The 16,111-nt window shown below is 69.3% G+C and carries 15 protein-coding genes; 10 read left to right on the forward strand and 5 right to left on the reverse strand.

Annotated features, from left to right (window positions below; translation table 11 throughout):
- Positions 1–377: HNH endonuclease signature motif containing protein (locus tag ACYVDG_RS22165; protein ID WP_460756929.1), on the forward strand; the 377-nt coding region annotated here is incomplete at its 5' end.
- A gap of 479 nt (positions 378–856) precedes the next feature.
- Here ACYVDG_RS22165 and ACYVDG_RS22170 read toward each other — a convergent pair.
- The 3 genes from ACYVDG_RS22170 to ACYVDG_RS22180 all read right to left on the reverse strand — a co-directional run bounded on the left by ACYVDG_RS22170 (position 857) and on the right by ACYVDG_RS22180 (position 3,060).
- On the reverse strand, positions 857–1,399 hold the full coding sequence (locus ACYVDG_RS22170; RefSeq protein WP_460756932.1) for an NUDIX domain-containing protein: 543 nt from the start codon (positions 1,397–1,399) through the stop codon (positions 857–859).
- Between the two features lie 104 nt (positions 1,400–1,503).
- Positions 1,504–2,376: a 1,4-dihydroxy-2-naphthoate polyprenyltransferase gene (locus ACYVDG_RS22175; RefSeq protein ID WP_460757192.1), complete on the reverse strand. Its 873-nt coding sequence runs from the start codon at positions 2,374–2,376 to the stop codon at positions 1,504–1,506.
- Positions 2,377–2,502: 126 nt separating this feature from the next.
- Positions 2,503–3,060, reverse strand: a complete 558-nt coding sequence (locus ACYVDG_RS22180; protein WP_460756937.1) for a GNAT family N-acetyltransferase — start codon at positions 3,058–3,060, stop codon at positions 2,503–2,505.
- 92 nt (positions 3,061–3,152) lie between these two features.
- Here ACYVDG_RS22180 and ACYVDG_RS22185 point away from each other — a divergent pair, with 92 nt between their 5' ends.
- The 9 genes from ACYVDG_RS22185 (at position 3,153) to ACYVDG_RS22225 (ending at position 13,734) form a co-directional block, all read left to right on the forward strand.
- Entirely contained in the window at positions 3,153–3,533 is a 381-nt protein-coding gene (locus ACYVDG_RS22185; protein ID WP_460756942.1) for a phage holin family protein, read from the forward strand.
- Between the two features lie 419 nt (positions 3,534–3,952).
- On the forward strand, positions 3,953–4,924 hold the full coding sequence (gene dapA, locus ACYVDG_RS22190) for a 4-hydroxy-tetrahydrodipicolinate synthase (protein WP_460756946.1): 972 nt from the start codon (positions 3,953–3,955) through the stop codon (positions 4,922–4,924).
- Entirely contained in the window at positions 4,921–6,606 is a 1,686-nt protein-coding gene (locus ACYVDG_RS22195; protein WP_460756951.1) for a ribonuclease J, read from the forward strand. Before dapA ends, ACYVDG_RS22195 begins: the two co-directional genes overlap by 4 nt.
- Positions 6,607–6,793: 187 nt before the next feature.
- Complete coding sequence (locus tag ACYVDG_RS22200) at positions 6,794–9,271, forward strand: DNA translocase FtsK (protein WP_460756957.1); 2,478 nt, start codon at positions 6,794–6,796, stop codon at positions 9,269–9,271.
- Between the two features lie 113 nt (positions 9,272–9,384).
- The gene (locus ACYVDG_RS22205) at positions 9,385–10,446 is read left to right on the forward strand and encodes a helix-turn-helix domain-containing protein (protein ID WP_460756961.1); all 1,062 of its coding nucleotides are present in this window, start codon (positions 9,385–9,387) and stop codon (positions 10,444–10,446) included.
- Between the two features lie 198 nt (positions 10,447–10,644).
- The gene (rimO, locus tag ACYVDG_RS22210) at positions 10,645–12,078 is read left to right on the forward strand and encodes a 30S ribosomal protein S12 methylthiotransferase RimO (RefSeq protein WP_460756967.1); all 1,434 of its coding nucleotides are present in this window, start codon (positions 10,645–10,647) and stop codon (positions 12,076–12,078) included.
- Positions 12,075–12,680 carry a CDP-diacylglycerol--glycerol-3-phosphate 3-phosphatidyltransferase gene (pgsA, locus tag ACYVDG_RS22215; RefSeq protein WP_460756970.1) on the forward strand — a complete coding sequence of 202 codons (606 nt, stop codon included), beginning with the start codon at positions 12,075–12,077 and terminating at the stop codon, positions 12,678–12,680. The genes rimO and pgsA overlap by 4 nt, the downstream gene beginning before the upstream one ends.
- 4 nt (positions 12,681–12,684) lie before the next feature.
- On the forward strand, positions 12,685–13,218 hold the full coding sequence (locus ACYVDG_RS22220; protein ID WP_460756974.1) for a CinA family protein: 534 nt from the start codon (positions 12,685–12,687) through the stop codon (positions 13,216–13,218).
- A 159-nt stretch (positions 13,219–13,377) separates the two neighbouring features.
- Positions 13,378–13,734: a helix-turn-helix domain-containing protein gene (locus ACYVDG_RS22225; RefSeq protein ID WP_460756979.1), complete on the forward strand. Its 357-nt coding sequence runs from the start codon at positions 13,378–13,380 to the stop codon at positions 13,732–13,734.
- A 114-nt stretch (positions 13,735–13,848) separates the two neighbouring features.
- On the opposite strand, the gene ACYVDG_RS22230 is transcribed toward ACYVDG_RS22225, so the two are convergent.
- Both ACYVDG_RS22230 and ACYVDG_RS22235 read right to left on the reverse strand, forming a co-directional pair.
- Entirely contained in the window at positions 13,849–14,313 is a 465-nt protein-coding gene (locus ACYVDG_RS22230) for an RrF2 family transcriptional regulator (RefSeq protein ID WP_460756983.1), read from the reverse strand.
- 266 nt (positions 14,314–14,579) lie between these two features.
- Positions 14,580–16,046, reverse strand: coding sequence for a glycoside hydrolase family 3 protein (locus ACYVDG_RS22235; protein WP_460756989.1), 1,467 nt, complete (start codon positions 16,044–16,046; stop codon positions 14,580–14,582).
- Positions 16,047–16,111 lie beyond the last annotated feature (65 nt).

The following is a 16,111-nucleotide window of genomic DNA, read 5'->3' on the forward strand; positions in this document are numbered from 1 at the left end:
CCAACAGTGTGCTGCGTCGGATGATCACCTCCCCGAAGGGGGAGACGGTGTTGGACGTGGGCCGTACCCAGCGCGATGCCACGGGTGCTCTGCGGGATGCGGGGATGTTCGGTCACACCACCTGCGCTTGGCCCCAGGGGTGCAACACCCCGGCTAGCGGGTCGGAGGCCGACCACAAAATCAGCTTCTCGGCCGGCGGGTCCACCAGTGCGGACAATATCCAGCCGTTGTGCTCGGACCACAACCGGTTGAAGTACCGCAGGGAGACCAACCCGGAGGCCTCCATCTGGCAGGGCCGCCCCTCCCACCGCAACCGGAACAAGGAGAAGGGTAAGGACCCGGACGGGGACCCCGACCCAGCCCAGACCCCTGCCTAGAAGCAACCTCACCCCCGATAGTGCTTCCAACCGGGGCCCTCACCGCTCACCGAGACCCATCCCGGGGGGTTCGCCGCACACCATGACCGGCCGCGACACCCCCAACCGGTGTGCTCTGGCGTAGTGGCCCCACCGGCCGCAGGCCGTGCTGTTCGGGGTCCGCCGCGCACATTGACCGGCCGCGACACCGCCAGGCGTCAACGCTCCGGCGCAGGGGCAGGCATCGGCCGCCAGGCCGACCCGGCATGGGCCTCAACCACCCGTCCCCCTTTCCCGATAGCCGCCAACCCGCCGTCGCAGCGAAGCGGGTCAAGGTGGAGCGCCGTTGATGCGCGAAGCGCTCGATGGCGACGACCTTGAGGCGCGTAGCGGAGACGGCCACAATCGGGCGGCGGGAAAGGAGGGAACCCCAAACCACAAGGGCAAGGGCACCCCCACCATCCCCACCATCCCCACCATCACTACCACCCCCACCACCCTCACCGTGGCAGGACGGGCTGCCCGTCTTCTAGGTAGACCGGAGCCCCACCACCCCCACCACCGTCACCACTGTCATCCACTGAGACCGCGGCCAGCATTCGACGTGCGATGTGCTCGGGCAAGTACTCGTGGAGCTTCTCGGGCGGTACCCACTCCCAACCGGACAGCTCGTCGGGCGGCAGCTGAAAACTCGCCTCCGGAACTTCCATCTGGGAACCCGTCCCCGGAACGCGCACCCGGAACAGCCATTGCAGGGCCGCTGTCCTGGGCGGCCGTGACGGGACCCAGTCCACCACCAGCAGGCCACCAACCTGGGCTGTTACGCCCAGCTCCTCACCGATCTCCCTCCGGCAGGCGGCGAGTGGGGACTCCTCGGCCTCGATGACCCCGCCGGGGATCCCCCAAGGCTGGTCGGGCTTGTACGTGCGCCGCACGAGCAGCACGTCGCCTGACCCCGAACGGATCAGCGCGCCCGCCGCACCCCTGGTCGCGGGCAGGCTCGCGTAGAAACTCTCGTCGGTCGCGTCAGACAGGTGCCGCATCCGCTCAGCCTCCGCTCGGAGTCAGTACCTCTAGGAGTCAGTCCCCTTAGGAATCAGTCTCCCCTAGGAGTCAGTCCCCCTAGGAGTCAGCCCTCCACTCGGTATCAGCCCAGGGCGAGCGCGATCGAGAACAGCACACCGAACGCCATCTGCAGCTTCCCCGTCTCACCCAGACCCAACACCAGTTCACGCCCCACCTGGCCGCCCAGGACCCGGCGGAGCGGCTGCACGGCCAACGGCGCGGACAGCAGCACCAGCGGCACCCACCAGGACACCGGGGTCAGCACGAGCGCCACGACGAAGGACCCCACGATCATCCCCGCGAACAGGCGCCGTGTGCCGACCTCGCCGAGGCGGACGGCCAGCGTGATCTTGCCGGTCTCCCGGTCGGTGGGGATGTCGCGCAGGTTGTTGATCACCAGCACCGAGCAGGACAGCAGACCCACCGGGACCGACGCGACCCAGGCCTGCCAGGGTGCCGACTCCAGCTGCACGAACACCGTGCCGACCACTGCGACGACGCCGAAGAACACGAACACCGAGACCTCACCCAGCCCTCGGTACCCGTAGGGCGTCCGACCGCCCGTGTAGTACCAGGCGGCGGCGATCGCGGCCGCACCGATGAGCAGCAGCCACCACGAGGTGGTGGCCACCAGCACCAGTCCGATCACACCCGCGAGGGCGAAACTCCCCAGCGCCGCGGCCAGCACCTGCTTGGGAGCGGCCAGCCCGGTCGCGGTCAGCCGCGTGGGCCCGGTCCGTTCCTCGGTGTCGGTGCCCTTGACCCCGTCGCTGTAGTCGTTGGCGAAGTTCACCCCCACCTGGAGCGCCATCGACACCGCCAGGGCCAGCAGTGCCTTCCACCACACGAACCCGTCCAGGGAGTAGGCCAGCGCGGTGCCGACCGCAACCGGGACGACCGAGTTCGGAAGCGTGCGGGGGCGCAGCCCCGAAACCCATTCACTGACCGTGGCCACGCGCCGGTCCTCCAGTTCGCTCAGGCGGTACGCCGTGGGGCGCACCAGACAACTACCCAACGGTAGTACCTGGCTGGACTACTCGGAGTTGGCTGGACTACTCGGAACTACTTGGAGCTGGTGGAACTACTCCGAGATCGCGGCGTGCAGCCGGGCCATCGGCAGCAGGCGGCCCATGTCGATCTCCCGCCGGGCACCGTCCGCCCGCCAGCCCGACGCCTCGAAGAACGACCGCAGCGCGTTCTCCTCCTCGGGGGTCCACACGTGCACCTTGCCGAACCCGGTCTCCACCAGGTGGTCCACACAGGCGTTCAGCAAGCGGCTCCCGTGCCCCTCCCGAACCCGCTCCGGGTCCACGTGCAGCGCGAACACCTCCGCGTCCGTGGCGGGCCACAGGTCAGGGTCCCCGGCCGGGCCGAAGGCCGCGAACCCCACCACGGTCCGCACCCCGCCGACCTCGTCCGTGGCGACCACCAGCCGGTGCTTGGACGTCGGGGGCGACTCCAGCGACGCCGTCCACTGTTCGTGGAACTGCCGACGCGCCTCCGTCCCGGACAGGCTCTCGGCCACGTCCTCGGGGAGCAGGTCCCCGTACACCTCCCGCCACGACGCCACCTGCAGGTCCACCACGGTGTCCACATCGGCTGCGCGGGCGGGGCGGACGAACTGCTGGGCACTGGACACGGGGGCCTCCTGAAGGGGCACGGGGCGCGGGTCGACAAGATCACCGTCACCGGAGTTTTCGGACCTTGCCTTGGCATGGGAACATCTACGTTGTGAGCCTCATTATCAGAGTAATCGTGAACGCGCTCGCCCTTTGGGCGGCTGTCCTCCTGGTCTCCGGAGTCGAGGTCAGGACACAGGACACCACCGAGCAGATCGTCACCTACCTCGCGGTCGGTGCGATCTTCGGCGTGGTCAACGCGGTCATCAAACCGATCGTGAAAACGGTCGGCTGCCTGTTCTACGCCCTGACGCTCGGTCTCATCGGCCTGGTCGTGAACGCGCTGCTGTTCCTGCTCACGGCGTGGATCTCCGACTGGTTCAGCCTGCCCTTCCACGTGGACGGCTTCTGGGCCGCCTTCTTCGGCGCCATCGTCGTCACTGTCGTGAGCTGGTTGGTCAGCATGTTCCTTCCGGACAAGAAGGACGACTGAGAACCAAAGGTCGACTGAGCACCACCTGACAACCCCTCCCGCCGCCTCCCGAGGGCGGTGCCCCGGGTCCGGCCCGCGTGGCGCGGGCCCGGGGAGGGTAGGTTCACTGGTCTAGGCTCGACTCAGGCTCCACATTCGGTATCACCCGCCGGGACGCCCCTCACCTCAACCAACGAGGACGGGGGCCGAACCGGATCAGCTTCCGCGCACTCCCATGAGCGGGGCGACACAGACTTTCCCGCTTCCGGCCGCAGACGCCGGTCGCGGCGACGGACGTACAGCGCCGTCTTCGCCCGTGCACGGCGGAAAGCACCCGGCACGGGACACACCCATTGATTTCTGACGCACATGGAGAGGAGGAGGGGCACCTGCGGGCCCACCGCCGTTCCGGCACCGGGCCCGAGAGCCTTTCAGACGCGATGGTAGAGAACCAGTACCGCCCATTCGGCAAGATGTTGACCGCGATGGTCACCCCGATGCTCGAGGACGGGGAACTCGACTACGACGGCGCCGCGAGACTCGCCACCTACCTGGTGGACGAGCAGCACAACGACGGCTTGATCATCAGCGGCACGACCGGTGAGTCGCCCACGACCAGCGACGACGAGAAGGAGCGCCTGCTCCGCACGGTCGTCGAGGCCGTCGGTGACCGCGCCCAGGTCGTCGCCGGGGTCGGCACCAACGACACCCGGCACAGCGTCCGGCTCGCGAAGGCCGCCGAGAAGGCGGGCGCGCACGGCCTGCTGGCCGTAACGCCGTACTACAACAAGCCCCCGCAGGAGGGCTTGATCCGGCACTTCTCGGAGATCGCCGACACCACCGAGCTGCCGGTCATGCTGTATGACATCCCCCACCGGACGGGCACGCCGATCGCCTCCGAGACCCTGGTCCGGCTGGCCGAGCACCCGCGCATCGTCGCCAACAAGGACGCCAAGGACAACGTCGGTGCCAGCTCCTGGGTCATGGAGCGCACCGACCTGGCGTACTACTGCGGTACCGACATCCTGAACCTGCCCCTGCTCTCCGTGGGCGCGGCCGGTTTCGTGAGCGTCGTCGGCCACATCGTCGGCAGCGACCTGCGCGACATGATCGACGCCTTCGACGACGGTGAGGTCGGCCAGGCGCTGGCGATCCACCGCCGCCTCACCCCGGTCTACACCGGCATGTTCCGCACCCAGGGCGTCATCACGACCAAGGCCGTCCTCAACCTCTTCGGCTTGCCCTCCGGGCCGGTCCGCACACCGCTCGCCGACGCGTCCTCCGAGCTCCAGGCACTCCTCCGCGAAGACTTGGCGGCTGCCGGGGTCAAGGGCCCGATCGGGCTCGCGCCGCACCAGGCCGTGCCTGCCAGTGCTGTTCGCGTCGAACGTCTCACGGAGGGTTCCGTATGAGTCACCCGCACCCCGAGCTCGGCCCGCCCCCGCCCCAGGGCGAGGGCGTCCTGCGCGTCGTCGCTCTTGGCGGTCTCGGCGAGATCGGCCGCAACATGACGGTCTTCGAGTACGACGGCCGTCTGCTCATCGTCGACTGCGGTGTGCTCTTCCCTGAGGAGGAGCAGCCCGGTGTCGACCTGATCCTGCCGGACTTCGACTACATCCGGGACCGTCTCGACGACGTCGAGGCGATCGTGCTCACCCACGGGCACGAGGACCACATCGGCGGCGTGCCCTTCCTGCTGCGTGAGCGGGCCGACATCCCGATCATCGGTTCCAAGCTGACCCTCGCGCTGATCAGCGCCAAGCTGGGCGAGCACCGCATCAAGCCGGAGACCGTTCTGGTGGAGGAGGGGGAGCGCCACGACTTCGGCCCCTTCAACCTCGAGTTCTTCGCGGTCAACCACTCCATCCCGGACGCGCTCGCCGTGGGGATCCGCACCCCCGGCGGCACGGTGCTGCACACCGGTGACTTCAAGATGGACCAGCTGCCGATGGACGGGCGCCTCACCGACCTGGCCGGGTTCTCCCGGTTCGGTGACGAGGGCGTCGACATGCTGCTGTCCGACTCCACCAACGCTGAGCAGCCCGGTTTCATCGTCAACGAGCGCGACCTGAACGCCGCCATCGACAAGGTGTTCCGGCAGGCCGAGAAACGCATCGTCGTGGCGTGCTTCGCCTCGCACGTGCACCGGGTCCAGCAGGTCATCGACTCGGCGACCGCGCACGGTCGCAAGATCGCGTTCGTGGGCCGTTCCATGGTCCGCAACATGAACATCGCGCGCGACCTCGGCTACCTGAGCATCCCCGGCGACACCATCGTCGACGTCAAGCAGCTCGACAAGATGCCGCCGGACGAGGTCGTGCTGGTCTGCACCGGATCGCAGGGCGAACCCATGGCCGCGCTCAGCCGCATGGCCAACCGCGACCACCAGATCCGCATCGCGGAGGGCGACACCGTCCTGCTCGCCTCGTCGCTCATCCCGGGCAACGAGACCTCGGTCAACCGGGTGATCAACGGCCTGACCCGCTGGGGCGCCAACGTCGTGCACAAGGGCAACGCCCTGGTGCACGTCTCCGGGCACGCCTCCGCCGGCGAACTGCTCTACGTGCTCAACATGGTGCGCCCGCGCAACTTCATGCCGGTGCACGGCGAGTGGCGGCACATGCGAGCCCACGCCGACCTCGCCAAGCTCACGGGTGTCCCGAACGACCGCATCGTCATCGCCGAGGACGGCGTGGTCGTCGACCTGTACAAGAACCGCGCCAAGATCGTGGGCGCCGTGCAGGCCGGGTACGTGTACGTGGACGGCTCGTCGGTCGGCGACGTGACCGAGGCCTCGCTCAAGGACCGCCGCATCCTCGGAGAGGAGGGCTTCATCTCCGTGGTCCTCGCGGTGGACTCCAACACGGGCAAGATGCTCGGCGAGCCCGAGATCCACACCCGGGGCGCGGGCATCGGCGCGGACGCCTACGACGACGTCATCGACAAGCTCCAGGCCGCTCTGGACAAGGCGGCCTCCGACGGCGTCAACGACCCGCACCAGATCCGGCAGCTCATCCGCCGCAGCACGGGGCGCTGGGTCAACGAGACCTACCGCCGTCGTCCCATGATCATCCCTGTTCTGGTCGAGGTCTGACCCGAACACGCTACGCCGAACGGCCCAAGGCGCACCGAGCGCTTTGGGCCGTTCGGCGTTGGTGCCCCTTTGTGTTCGCGACACGCCGTCCAGCGTTCGTGCCCCGGCTATGCGGCCTTAGTAGGCTTCCGCCGTGCCGGGCGGCTGTGTCCGGGCCCCAACCCCGTCCCCCGTGGAGGTGACCCCGATGGCCACGCGCGCCTCCTCTGGTGGTTCAGGGCGTAAGAAGTCCGGCGGACGCAAGCCCGCCGCTCAGAAGCGCATGCCTGACGGGCCCATCGCCTACGTGGTCACCCTCTTCGGCCAGTTCCTGCTCGTGTTGTGGAAGCTCATCGCGCACACCGTGGGCGGCGCGGCGCGAGCGGTCGGGCGCAGCGCACGCGACCTCGACCCGGACCTGCGGCGGGACGGCATCGGCCTGGTCCTGCTGGCCTTGGGCATCCTCGTGGCCGCCGCGGTGTGGTGGCAGAGCGACGGGCCGCTGCTGGAAGCCACCCGCTTCGTGGTCGTGGGAGGCTTCGGTACCTTCTCCCCGATCCTGCCGCTGCTCTTCCTGCCCATCGCCGTGAAGCTGATGCGCACGCCGAGCACCGGCAGGGAGGGTGACGCCGGTCGGCTCTTCATCGGCGTCACCGCGATCATGCTCGGCCTGCTCGGCCTGATCCACATCGCGCACGGCATCCCGCAGCCCGCCGACGGCATCGAAGGACTGCAGAACTCGGGCGGCCTCATCGGGTTCGTCGCTTCCGGACCGCTCAGCGCCGTGGTGACACCGTGGCTCACCGGCCTGCTTCTCACACTGATCCTGATGTTCGGCATCCTGGTGGTGACCGCCACCCCGATCCGGCGGATCCCGGAGCGCCTCCAGACCCTGTTCGGCGCCCTGATGGAGCGCGACACCGGCCCCGACTCCGGGATCGGCATCCTCGGAGCGGACGCCGAGGAGAAGCCCGCCAAGCGGCGCAAGCGCAAGCCCAAGGGGGAGACGGTCGCGGGCGACCACGAACGCCCCTACGACAGCCCGGTCCTGCCCAGCGAACCCGAGCCGGAGCCGGTCGCCCCCGCCCTCACCGACAAGGAAGCGGGGGAGGCGGAGGCCAAGAAGCCCGCTGCCCGTAAGAAGGCCAAGGCGCCTACACCCGATCCCACGCCGCCCCCGGCCACCACCGAACAGCTGTCCATCCCCTCCCGCGTGGTGGAGGGCGACTACGAGCTGCCCGTCCCGACGATGCTCAAGCCCGGCTCGCCCGCCAAGGCGCGTACCAAGGCCAACGACGACGTCGTCGCGGCGCTGTCCGGGGTGATGACCCAGTTCAAGATCGACGCCGAGGTCACCGGATTCACGCGTGGCCCGACGGTCACGCGCTACGAGATCGAACTCGGACCGGCGGTGAAGGTCGAGAAGGTCACCGCCCTCTCCAAGAACATCTCGCTCGCGGTCAAAAGCGCTGACGTGCGCATCCAGTCGCCCATCCCCGGAAAGTCCGCGATCGGTGTGGAGATCCCCAACACCGACAAGGACATAGTGAGTCTCGGTGACGTGCTGAGCTCCCCGGTGGCCACGTCGGACCACCACCCCATGCTGGTGGGCCTGGGCAAGGACGTCGAGGGCACCAACGTCGTCGCCAACCTCGCCAAGATGCCGCACGTGCTGGTCGCGGGTGCGACCGGCGCCGGTAAGTCGACCTGCATCAACGGGCTCATCTCCTCGCTGATGATGCGCGCCACCCCGGACGAGGTGCGGATGATCCTCGTCGACCCCAAGCGGGTCGAGCTCACCATGTACGAGGGCATCCCGCACCTGATCACCCCGATCATCACCAGCCCCAAGAAGGCCGCCGAGGCCCTCCAGTGGGTGGTGGGGGAGATGGACCGTCGCTACGACGACCTCGCCGCCTCCGGTTACCGCCACATCGACGACTTCAACGCCGCGGTGCGCACCGGCGAGGTGACCGCCCCGCCCGGCAGCGAACGCGAGTACGAGCCCTACCCCTACCTCCTGGTGATCGTCGACGAGCTCGCCGACCTCATGATGGTCGCGCCACGCGACGTGGAGGACTCGGTCGTGCGCATCACCCAGCTGGCCCGCGCCGCCGGCATCCACCTGGTGCTGGCCACTCAGCGCCCCAGCGTCGACGTCGTCACGGGCCTGATCAAGGCCAACGTGCCCTCCCGGCTCGCCTTCGCCACCTCCAGCCTCTCCGACAGCCGCGTCATCTTGGACCAGCCCGGCGCGGAGAAGCTCGTGGGCAAGGGCGACGCGCTCTTCCTCCCGATGGGCGCGGGCAAGCCCATCCGCCTCCAGAACGCCTGGGTGGGTGAGAAGGAGATCCGCGGGATCGTCGACCACTGCAAGAAGCAGTCCGAGCCCAGTTACCGCGAGGACGTCGCGGCACCCGAGGCCAAGAAGAAGGAGATCGACGAGGACGTCGGCGACGACATGGACCTGCTGTTGCAGGCGGTCGAGCTGGTCGTCACCACCCAGTTCGGGTCCACGTCGATGCTCCAGCGCAAACTGCGCGTCGGTTTCGCCAAGGCGGGCCGCCTGATGGACCTCATGGAGAGCCGCGACGTCGTCGGCCCCAGCGAGGGTTCCAAGGCCCGCGACGTCCTCGTCACCCCCGACGACCTCGCCTCCGTGCTCACCGACATCAGGGGGAGCTGACCGGGTCGCCCGATTTGGTGCGATCTTGGCAGCTCCATGGGGCGTGGTGACCTGCACTGAGCGGTCTTGAGTAGCAGAGTGGGGTCACGTAGGCACAGATAGTCGCGGGGGGAGTGCGCATGGCGACGATCGGCCAGACTCTGTCCGCCGCACGGATCGCGGCGGGATGCTCGCTGGAGAACCTGAGCACACGTACACGCATCCGCATGCAGGTCCTCAGAGGTATCGAGAACGAGGACTTCGTCCCCTGCGGAGGGGACTTCTACGCGCGCGGGCACATCCGGAGGATCTGCAAGTCCCTCGGAATCGACCCCGCGCCGCTCCTGGAGGAGTACGACCGCGAACACGCTTCCACGGAGAAGCCGACGTTCATCCCCCCGCAGCGGCTTCCGTCCGCCAAGTCCGAGTCGGTCCGTGTCGCCGCCGCACAGGGCGGCTCGCCCAGCATCGGAGACGAGGACACCGACCCCGAGCAGCGGGCAGAGAACTGGGGCCACTTCGAACGCACCCAGAAGCTCGCCCGGCGTCCACGGGGAAAACGCGCCAAGCCCGCAGCGGCGGGGGTGCCCGAGCCCCGGCGCTCGGGCAGGCGAGGCAGGGCAAAGGCCCAGAAGAACCGCGCGGCCCCGGTCGCCGCCGCGGCCCGGCCCGCGCTCACCCGGACTAGGACGCGCGGCGGCGAGAAGTTCCGGCAACACTGGCCCTGGGCCGTCGTCGCCGTCATCATCGTCGCCGGCGTCTTCGTCGGGGTCCGGACCTGGCAGGGCTGGGAAGACGGAAACCCCGCCCGCACCGCCTTCGAGTCCGTCCGTGAAGACGGCGGCGACACCGTCGACTCCTCGGTGCTTTCCGAGGACGAGGCGGACCAGATCTCCGAGGAAGCGGCCGTCGAGGACACGGACGCCGCAGAAGGGGAGGCCGGGGAGTTCACCGTCGCCCTCAGCGCCTCCGACCGCACCTGGGTCAAGGTGAGCGACCTCGAGGGCGGCGACCTCTTCACAGGATTCCTCACCAACGGAGAGACCGAGGACTTCGTTACGGAAGAGCCCGTGACCGTGTGGGCAGGCAACGCCGGAGCGGTCGAGGTCGCCATCGACGGAGAGGACCTCGGCCCCAGCGGAGGATTCGGCGAGGTGAAGGAGATCACCATCGGCGCCGACGGTTTCGACGACTGACGAGGGTCTTCACGACGGGGAACGCCACAGTACGGCCCAAGGCCGGGGTACGGGAGGGTTGGTCAACCACGGTAGTGTGGGGGGTTGCGGGCGGCGCCACTCGACGCCGTCGCGCGACCACGAGCCGACCCGGGTATCCCGGCCTCCGGCCGTGCCGCGCCCCGTACCACTCGAAGCTCTCCCACACGCTTGGAAGCCATGTCATCGCGCCGTACTGTCTCACTCGTCACCCTGGGGTGTGCGCGTAACGAGGTCGACTCCGAAGAGCTCGCCGGGCGTTTCGCAGCCGGCGGCTGGGACCTCGTCGACGACGACACCAAGGCGGACGTGACCGTCGTCAACACATGCGGGTTCATCGACGCCGCCAAACAGGACTCCATCGAGACCCTGCTGGAAGCGGCCGAGAACGGCGGAAAGGTCGTCGCCGCCGGGTGTATGGCCGAGCGCTACGGCTCAGAACTCGCCGACGCCCTCCCCGAAGCCAACGTCCTCGGGTTCGACGACTACGCCACCATCACCGAGCGGCTCGACGACGTCGTGGCCGGGCGCGAGCTGGTCCCACACGACCCGCGCGACCGCCGCACCCTGCTGCCGATCAGCCCTGCCGAACGCGACGCCTCCCAGGTACACGTGCCGGGACACGCCGGGTTCGAGGACTCCGAGGGCGCGGACGGCACCGACCTTCCCTACCGCGCCACTGTCCCGCGCCGCCGCCTGACCGGCGGCCCGGTGGCCAACCTCAAGATCGCCTCCGGCTGCGACCGCAGGTGCACCTTCTGCGCCATCCCGGCCTTCCGCGGCGCCTACATCTCGCGTCAGCCCGACGAGATCGTCCGTGAGGCGGAATGGCTGGCCAGCGAGGGCGTGCGCGAGGTGTTCCTGGTCAGCGAGAACTCCACGTCCTTCGGCAAGGACCTGGGCGACGTGCGCGCGCTGGAGAAGCTCCTGCCGCGCCTGGCCGCGGTCGAGGGCCTGGAACGGGTCAGGGTCAGCTACCTGCAGCCCGCCGAGGTCCGTCCCGGGCTCGTGGACGTCATCGCCAAGACCCCCGGTGTGGTCCCCTACTTCGACCTCTCCTTCCAGCACGCGAGCGGCCCGCTGCTGCGCCGTATGCGTCGCTTCGGTGACCGCGAGCGCTTCCTGGAGCTCCTGGACACCGCCCGCAAGAGTGCACCCGAGGCCGGTGCCCGCTCCAACTTCATCGTCGGGTTCCCCGGCGAGACGGAGGAGGAGTTCGAGGAGCTGGTGGCCTTCCTCACCGAGGCCCGCCTGGACGCCATCGGCGTCTTCGGTTACTCGGACGAAGACGGCACTGAAGCCCTCAACCACGAGAACAAGGTTCCCGAGGACGTGGTCGCGCAGCGCGTGGACACACTCAACCGGCTCGCCGAGGAGCTCATGGCCCAGCGGGCCGAGGAGCGCATCGGCACCGAGGTGAACGTGCTGGTGGAGGCCGTGCTGGAGGACGGCGCCTACGAGGGTCGCGCCGAGCACCAGGCACCCGAGGTCGACGGCAGCACCATCCTGTACGGCGAGGACCTCGCCGTCGGGGACCTGGTGCGGGCCACCGTCATCCAGGCGGCCGGGGCCGACCTCGTCGCGGAGCAGGACGGGGAAGCCGGAGACAGATGAGCACGCACGACCCCGCGGCCTCGTCCGCACCCCAAGCGCCCTTGTGGAACATCGCGAACGTCCTCACGATGAGCCGCTTGGTCATGGTGCCGGTCTTCGTCTGGTTCATGTTCCTGGACGGGACGTGGTGGGAGATGGCTGCCTTCTCCGTCTTCGTGCTGGCCGCCATCACCGACCGCATCGACGGTGAGCTGGCACGACGCCGGAACCTGGTCACCGACTTCGGGAAGATCGCCGACCCGATCGCGGACAAGGCGCTCACCGGCGCCGCGCTGATCGTGCTCTCCATCCAGGGAGACCTGTGGTGGTGGGTGACCATCGCCATTCTGCTGCGCGAGTGGGGCATTACGGCGCTGCGCTTCGCGGTGCTGCGCTTCGGCGTCATCCCGGCGAGCAAGGGCGGCAAGCTCAAGACCGTCCTGCAGATCGTCGCGATCAGTATCTACCTGTTCCCGTTGCAGCTCCTCCCGTTCACCGAGGTGTTCGTGTGGATCGCGCACGGCGTCATGGGTGCGGCCCTGGCCGTCACCCTGTGGACCGGTCTGGTCTACGTGGTCGACGCCGTCCGCCTGGCGCGCGCCAAGGGCGCGCAGGAGAAGTAGCCACGTGACGGCGGATCAAGGGCACCGGCTCGGGGGAGCGGCGCTGGACGCGGCCGGGGCCGCCCACCGGGCCCTGCTGCGGTCCGGGGCGACCGTAGCCACTGCCGAATCCCTCACCGGAGGACTGATCGGCGCCCACCTGACGGCGATCCCCGGGGCCTCGGCCACCTACCGGGGCGGGGCCGTCACGTACGCGACCGACACCAAGGCCTCCCTCCTCGGTGTCCCCGAGGAGCTGCTGGCCGCGCACGGCGCCGTCCACCCCGATGTCGCGGCCCACATGGCACGGGGCGTACGCCGTCTGATGGGCGCCGACCACGGGCTCGCCGTCACCGGGGTCGCCGGTCCGGAACCCCAGGACGGACAGCCGGTCGGTACCGTCTACGCCGCCGTGGCGGGATCAGGCTCACACACCGAGGTCGTCCGCTTCAGTTTCACCGGGGATCGTTCGGGTATCCGCTACGACACGGTCGAGGGTGCGTTGAGGATCCTGAGGACCGCCGTTCGCGGGGACGTGGCGGGAAACACCCGGGACTGACCCTTTCGGCGGGTTCCCCGCACCCCAGGGCGCGGGAACAAAACCACCCTCGTACACGGTTCCCCCTCCAGCGAACAGGACGGCAAGAGGTGCCCGAATCGGGCGTGGGGCAGGTACGGTGTTGTATATGAAGGTCGCTACCAGTGGGAGGGAGCGCGAATGATGGTCCTGCTTCGTCACCTACTTGGTGACGTGCTCAGGCGGCTGCGGCAGCGCCAAAGCCGCACCCTCCGCGAGGTGTCGGCCGATGCGCGTGTTTCCCTCGGCTATCTGTCGGAGGTCGAGCGAGGGCAGAAGGAAGCCTCTTCCGAGCTGCTCGCCTCGATCTGCGGGGCCCTCGGTGTCCCGCTTTCGCAGGTACTCAGAGAGGTCTCCGACCAGCTCGCTCTGGCCGAGCTCCAGGAGGCCGCCCTGTTGGGCGACGCGGTCACGACAGACCCCGTCCCCGCCCAGGACCTCGGCATCGAGCCCGTTCCGGACCGTGTTCCCCAGGTCGCCGATATGGCCGGGGTCTGACACCCGGGCCCGCATACGTACGTCAGCCGCCTCACAGATCTCGTTCGAGGAGCCGGTCACCCCGCGGGGTGACCGGCTCCTCGAGTTCGTGCTCCCCGCCTCGTAGAGCGGCACTCAGCGGTGCGTGTGATTGACCCAGGCCTCGGGGTCTTCAGCCAGGGTGCGCACCTGCTCGGGGAGGTCGTTGCTGACCAGGTGCTGGAGGGTGACCCCCTCCAAGATGACGCGCTCACTCGCGCGTAGCGCGATCCACACCTGTTGCAGGCTGCGGGCCGCACCGTCGTAGTCCACGTGTTCGGGGCGTTCCCCGCGCACGTTGGCGAGCGGACCGTCGACCGCTCGGATGATGTCGGCGAGGGAGATCTCCCCCGGGGGCCGGGCGAGCCAGTAGCCGCCAACGGGACCCCGTTGACTGCGCACCAACCCGGCACGGCGTAGCTGGGTGAGGATGTTCTCGAGAAATTTTCCGGGGATGGCCTGCGCGCGTGCGAGCTGCTCGGCCGTCACCGGACCGTCGCTGGCGTTAGCGAGCTCTGCGGCCGCGCGTAGCGCGTAGTCGACCCGGGCTGAAAGGCGCATGCTGTGATTATGCCGTGGTTTGAAGGGCGAATGGGGCACCGGGCGCCTACGGGTGTCGTCGACGGCCGGGGTGCTACATGCTAAGGGTACTTCTCCGACCGGCTTTCGGGGACATCGGAGGCGATCTTCCCTCGCTGGCCTCCCCACAGGCTTCCCCCGCTCCGTCGTCCCCCACCAGTGCGGCCGTGCACCAGTATGGCCGGAATTGGCCACCGGCCCGGCCCGCTGAGGAGTGGGGAGTGGGGCCGGGCCGGTGCGGGGGAAGGTCAGTTGGTCGCCTTGAGCGCGCCCGCGGAGCCGAGGAGTTCGGCGGCGCTCAGTCCGTTGACGTGGGCGGCGCCGTAGGTGCTCACGTAGGCGCCGCAGTCGGGCCGCCAGATGGGCAGCCCCATCTCCACGACCACGGCCTTGGGCCGGGCGCTCAGCAGGCCGCTGACGAACGCCTGGGCGCTCGGATAGCGGTGCGCGTCCCGCACCACGACCACCAGGTCGCGGCCCTGGGCGGCGGCGAGCACCGCGGCGGGTTCATCCGTTTCGGGGGAGACCCGGACGGTGTCGCGGAACCACGGGCCCAGCCCCCACGGCACCTCGCCGACGGCGATCCCGGCGGGAGCGTCCACCTCGACCACGTACGGGTCCTCCAGGGGCGGGATGTCGCCGTCCACGCGGGTGGCGCGGCGGGCCCCGGCCAGCCCGACCAGTTCGGTGCCGCCGGTGCTGGACGGCCCCTCGGCGGTGCTCTTGATCCAGTCGCGCAGCCGCGCGTTGCGCTCAGCGGCCTCCTCCAGGCGCTCGCCCGACAGGCGGCCGTCGCCGACCGCGTCGATCAGCGCGGTCCGGACCCGGGCGACCTGGTCGGCGTAGACGAAACGGCCCAGGCAGAGCAGGTCGCAGCCGGCGGCCACCGCGAGCACGCTGGCCTCGGGGATGCCGATCCTGCCGCTGACGCCCTGCATGTCCATGGCGTCGCTGACCACCACCCCGGTGAAGCCCATGTCGTCGCGCAGCAGGTTGTTGAGCAGGTAGCGGTTGAGGGTCGCGGGGCCGTCACCGCCCAGGCCGGGCAGCTCGATGTGCGCGGTCAGGATGGACCGGACTCCGGCGTCGACTGCCGCCTGGAACGGCAGGAGTTCACGTCTGCGCAGCAGGTCGGCGTCTGCCTCCACTCTGGGCAGCGTGTGGTGGGAGTCCTGCGAGGTGGCACCGTGGCCGGGGAAGTGCTTCGCGCACGCGGCCACCCCGGCCTCCTGGAGTCCCTGGACGGAGGCGGCGGCGTGCCGGGCCACGAGCTCGGCGTCGGCTCCGAAGGAGCGGGTGCCGATGACGGGGTTGTCGTCGGCGACATTGACGTCCACCGAGGGGGCAAGATCCAGGTTGAAGCCGAGGTCGGCGAGTTGTACCCCCAGGGCGCGCAGCGTGGCGCGGGTGAGGTCGGTGTCGTCGACCGCTCCCAGGGCGGCGTTTCCGGGGTAGTCACTGCCCCGGGCCTGGCCGATGCGGGTGACGTCGCCACCCTCTTCGTCCAGTGAGATCAGCGGGGTGTCCGTTGCCTCGCGCAGGCTCGCGTTGAGCGCGGTGACCTGCTCAGGGCTCTCCAAGTTGTTGTGGAACAGACAGACGCCGGAGATCCCGTCCGCCAGTCCGTCCAGGATCCATGTGGGGGCCTGGAGGGACTCGAAGGGCACCAGCAGCGTGGCGTTGGCCAGACGCTCCAGTGTCGGGTCGTGTGGCATGACGAACTCCGTTCGGTGATCAAGGGTGCCCCGGCGAGGGCAGACGCGTGGCGGGGAAGGTGTGC

The organism is Nocardiopsis oceani, assembly GCF_054777395.1.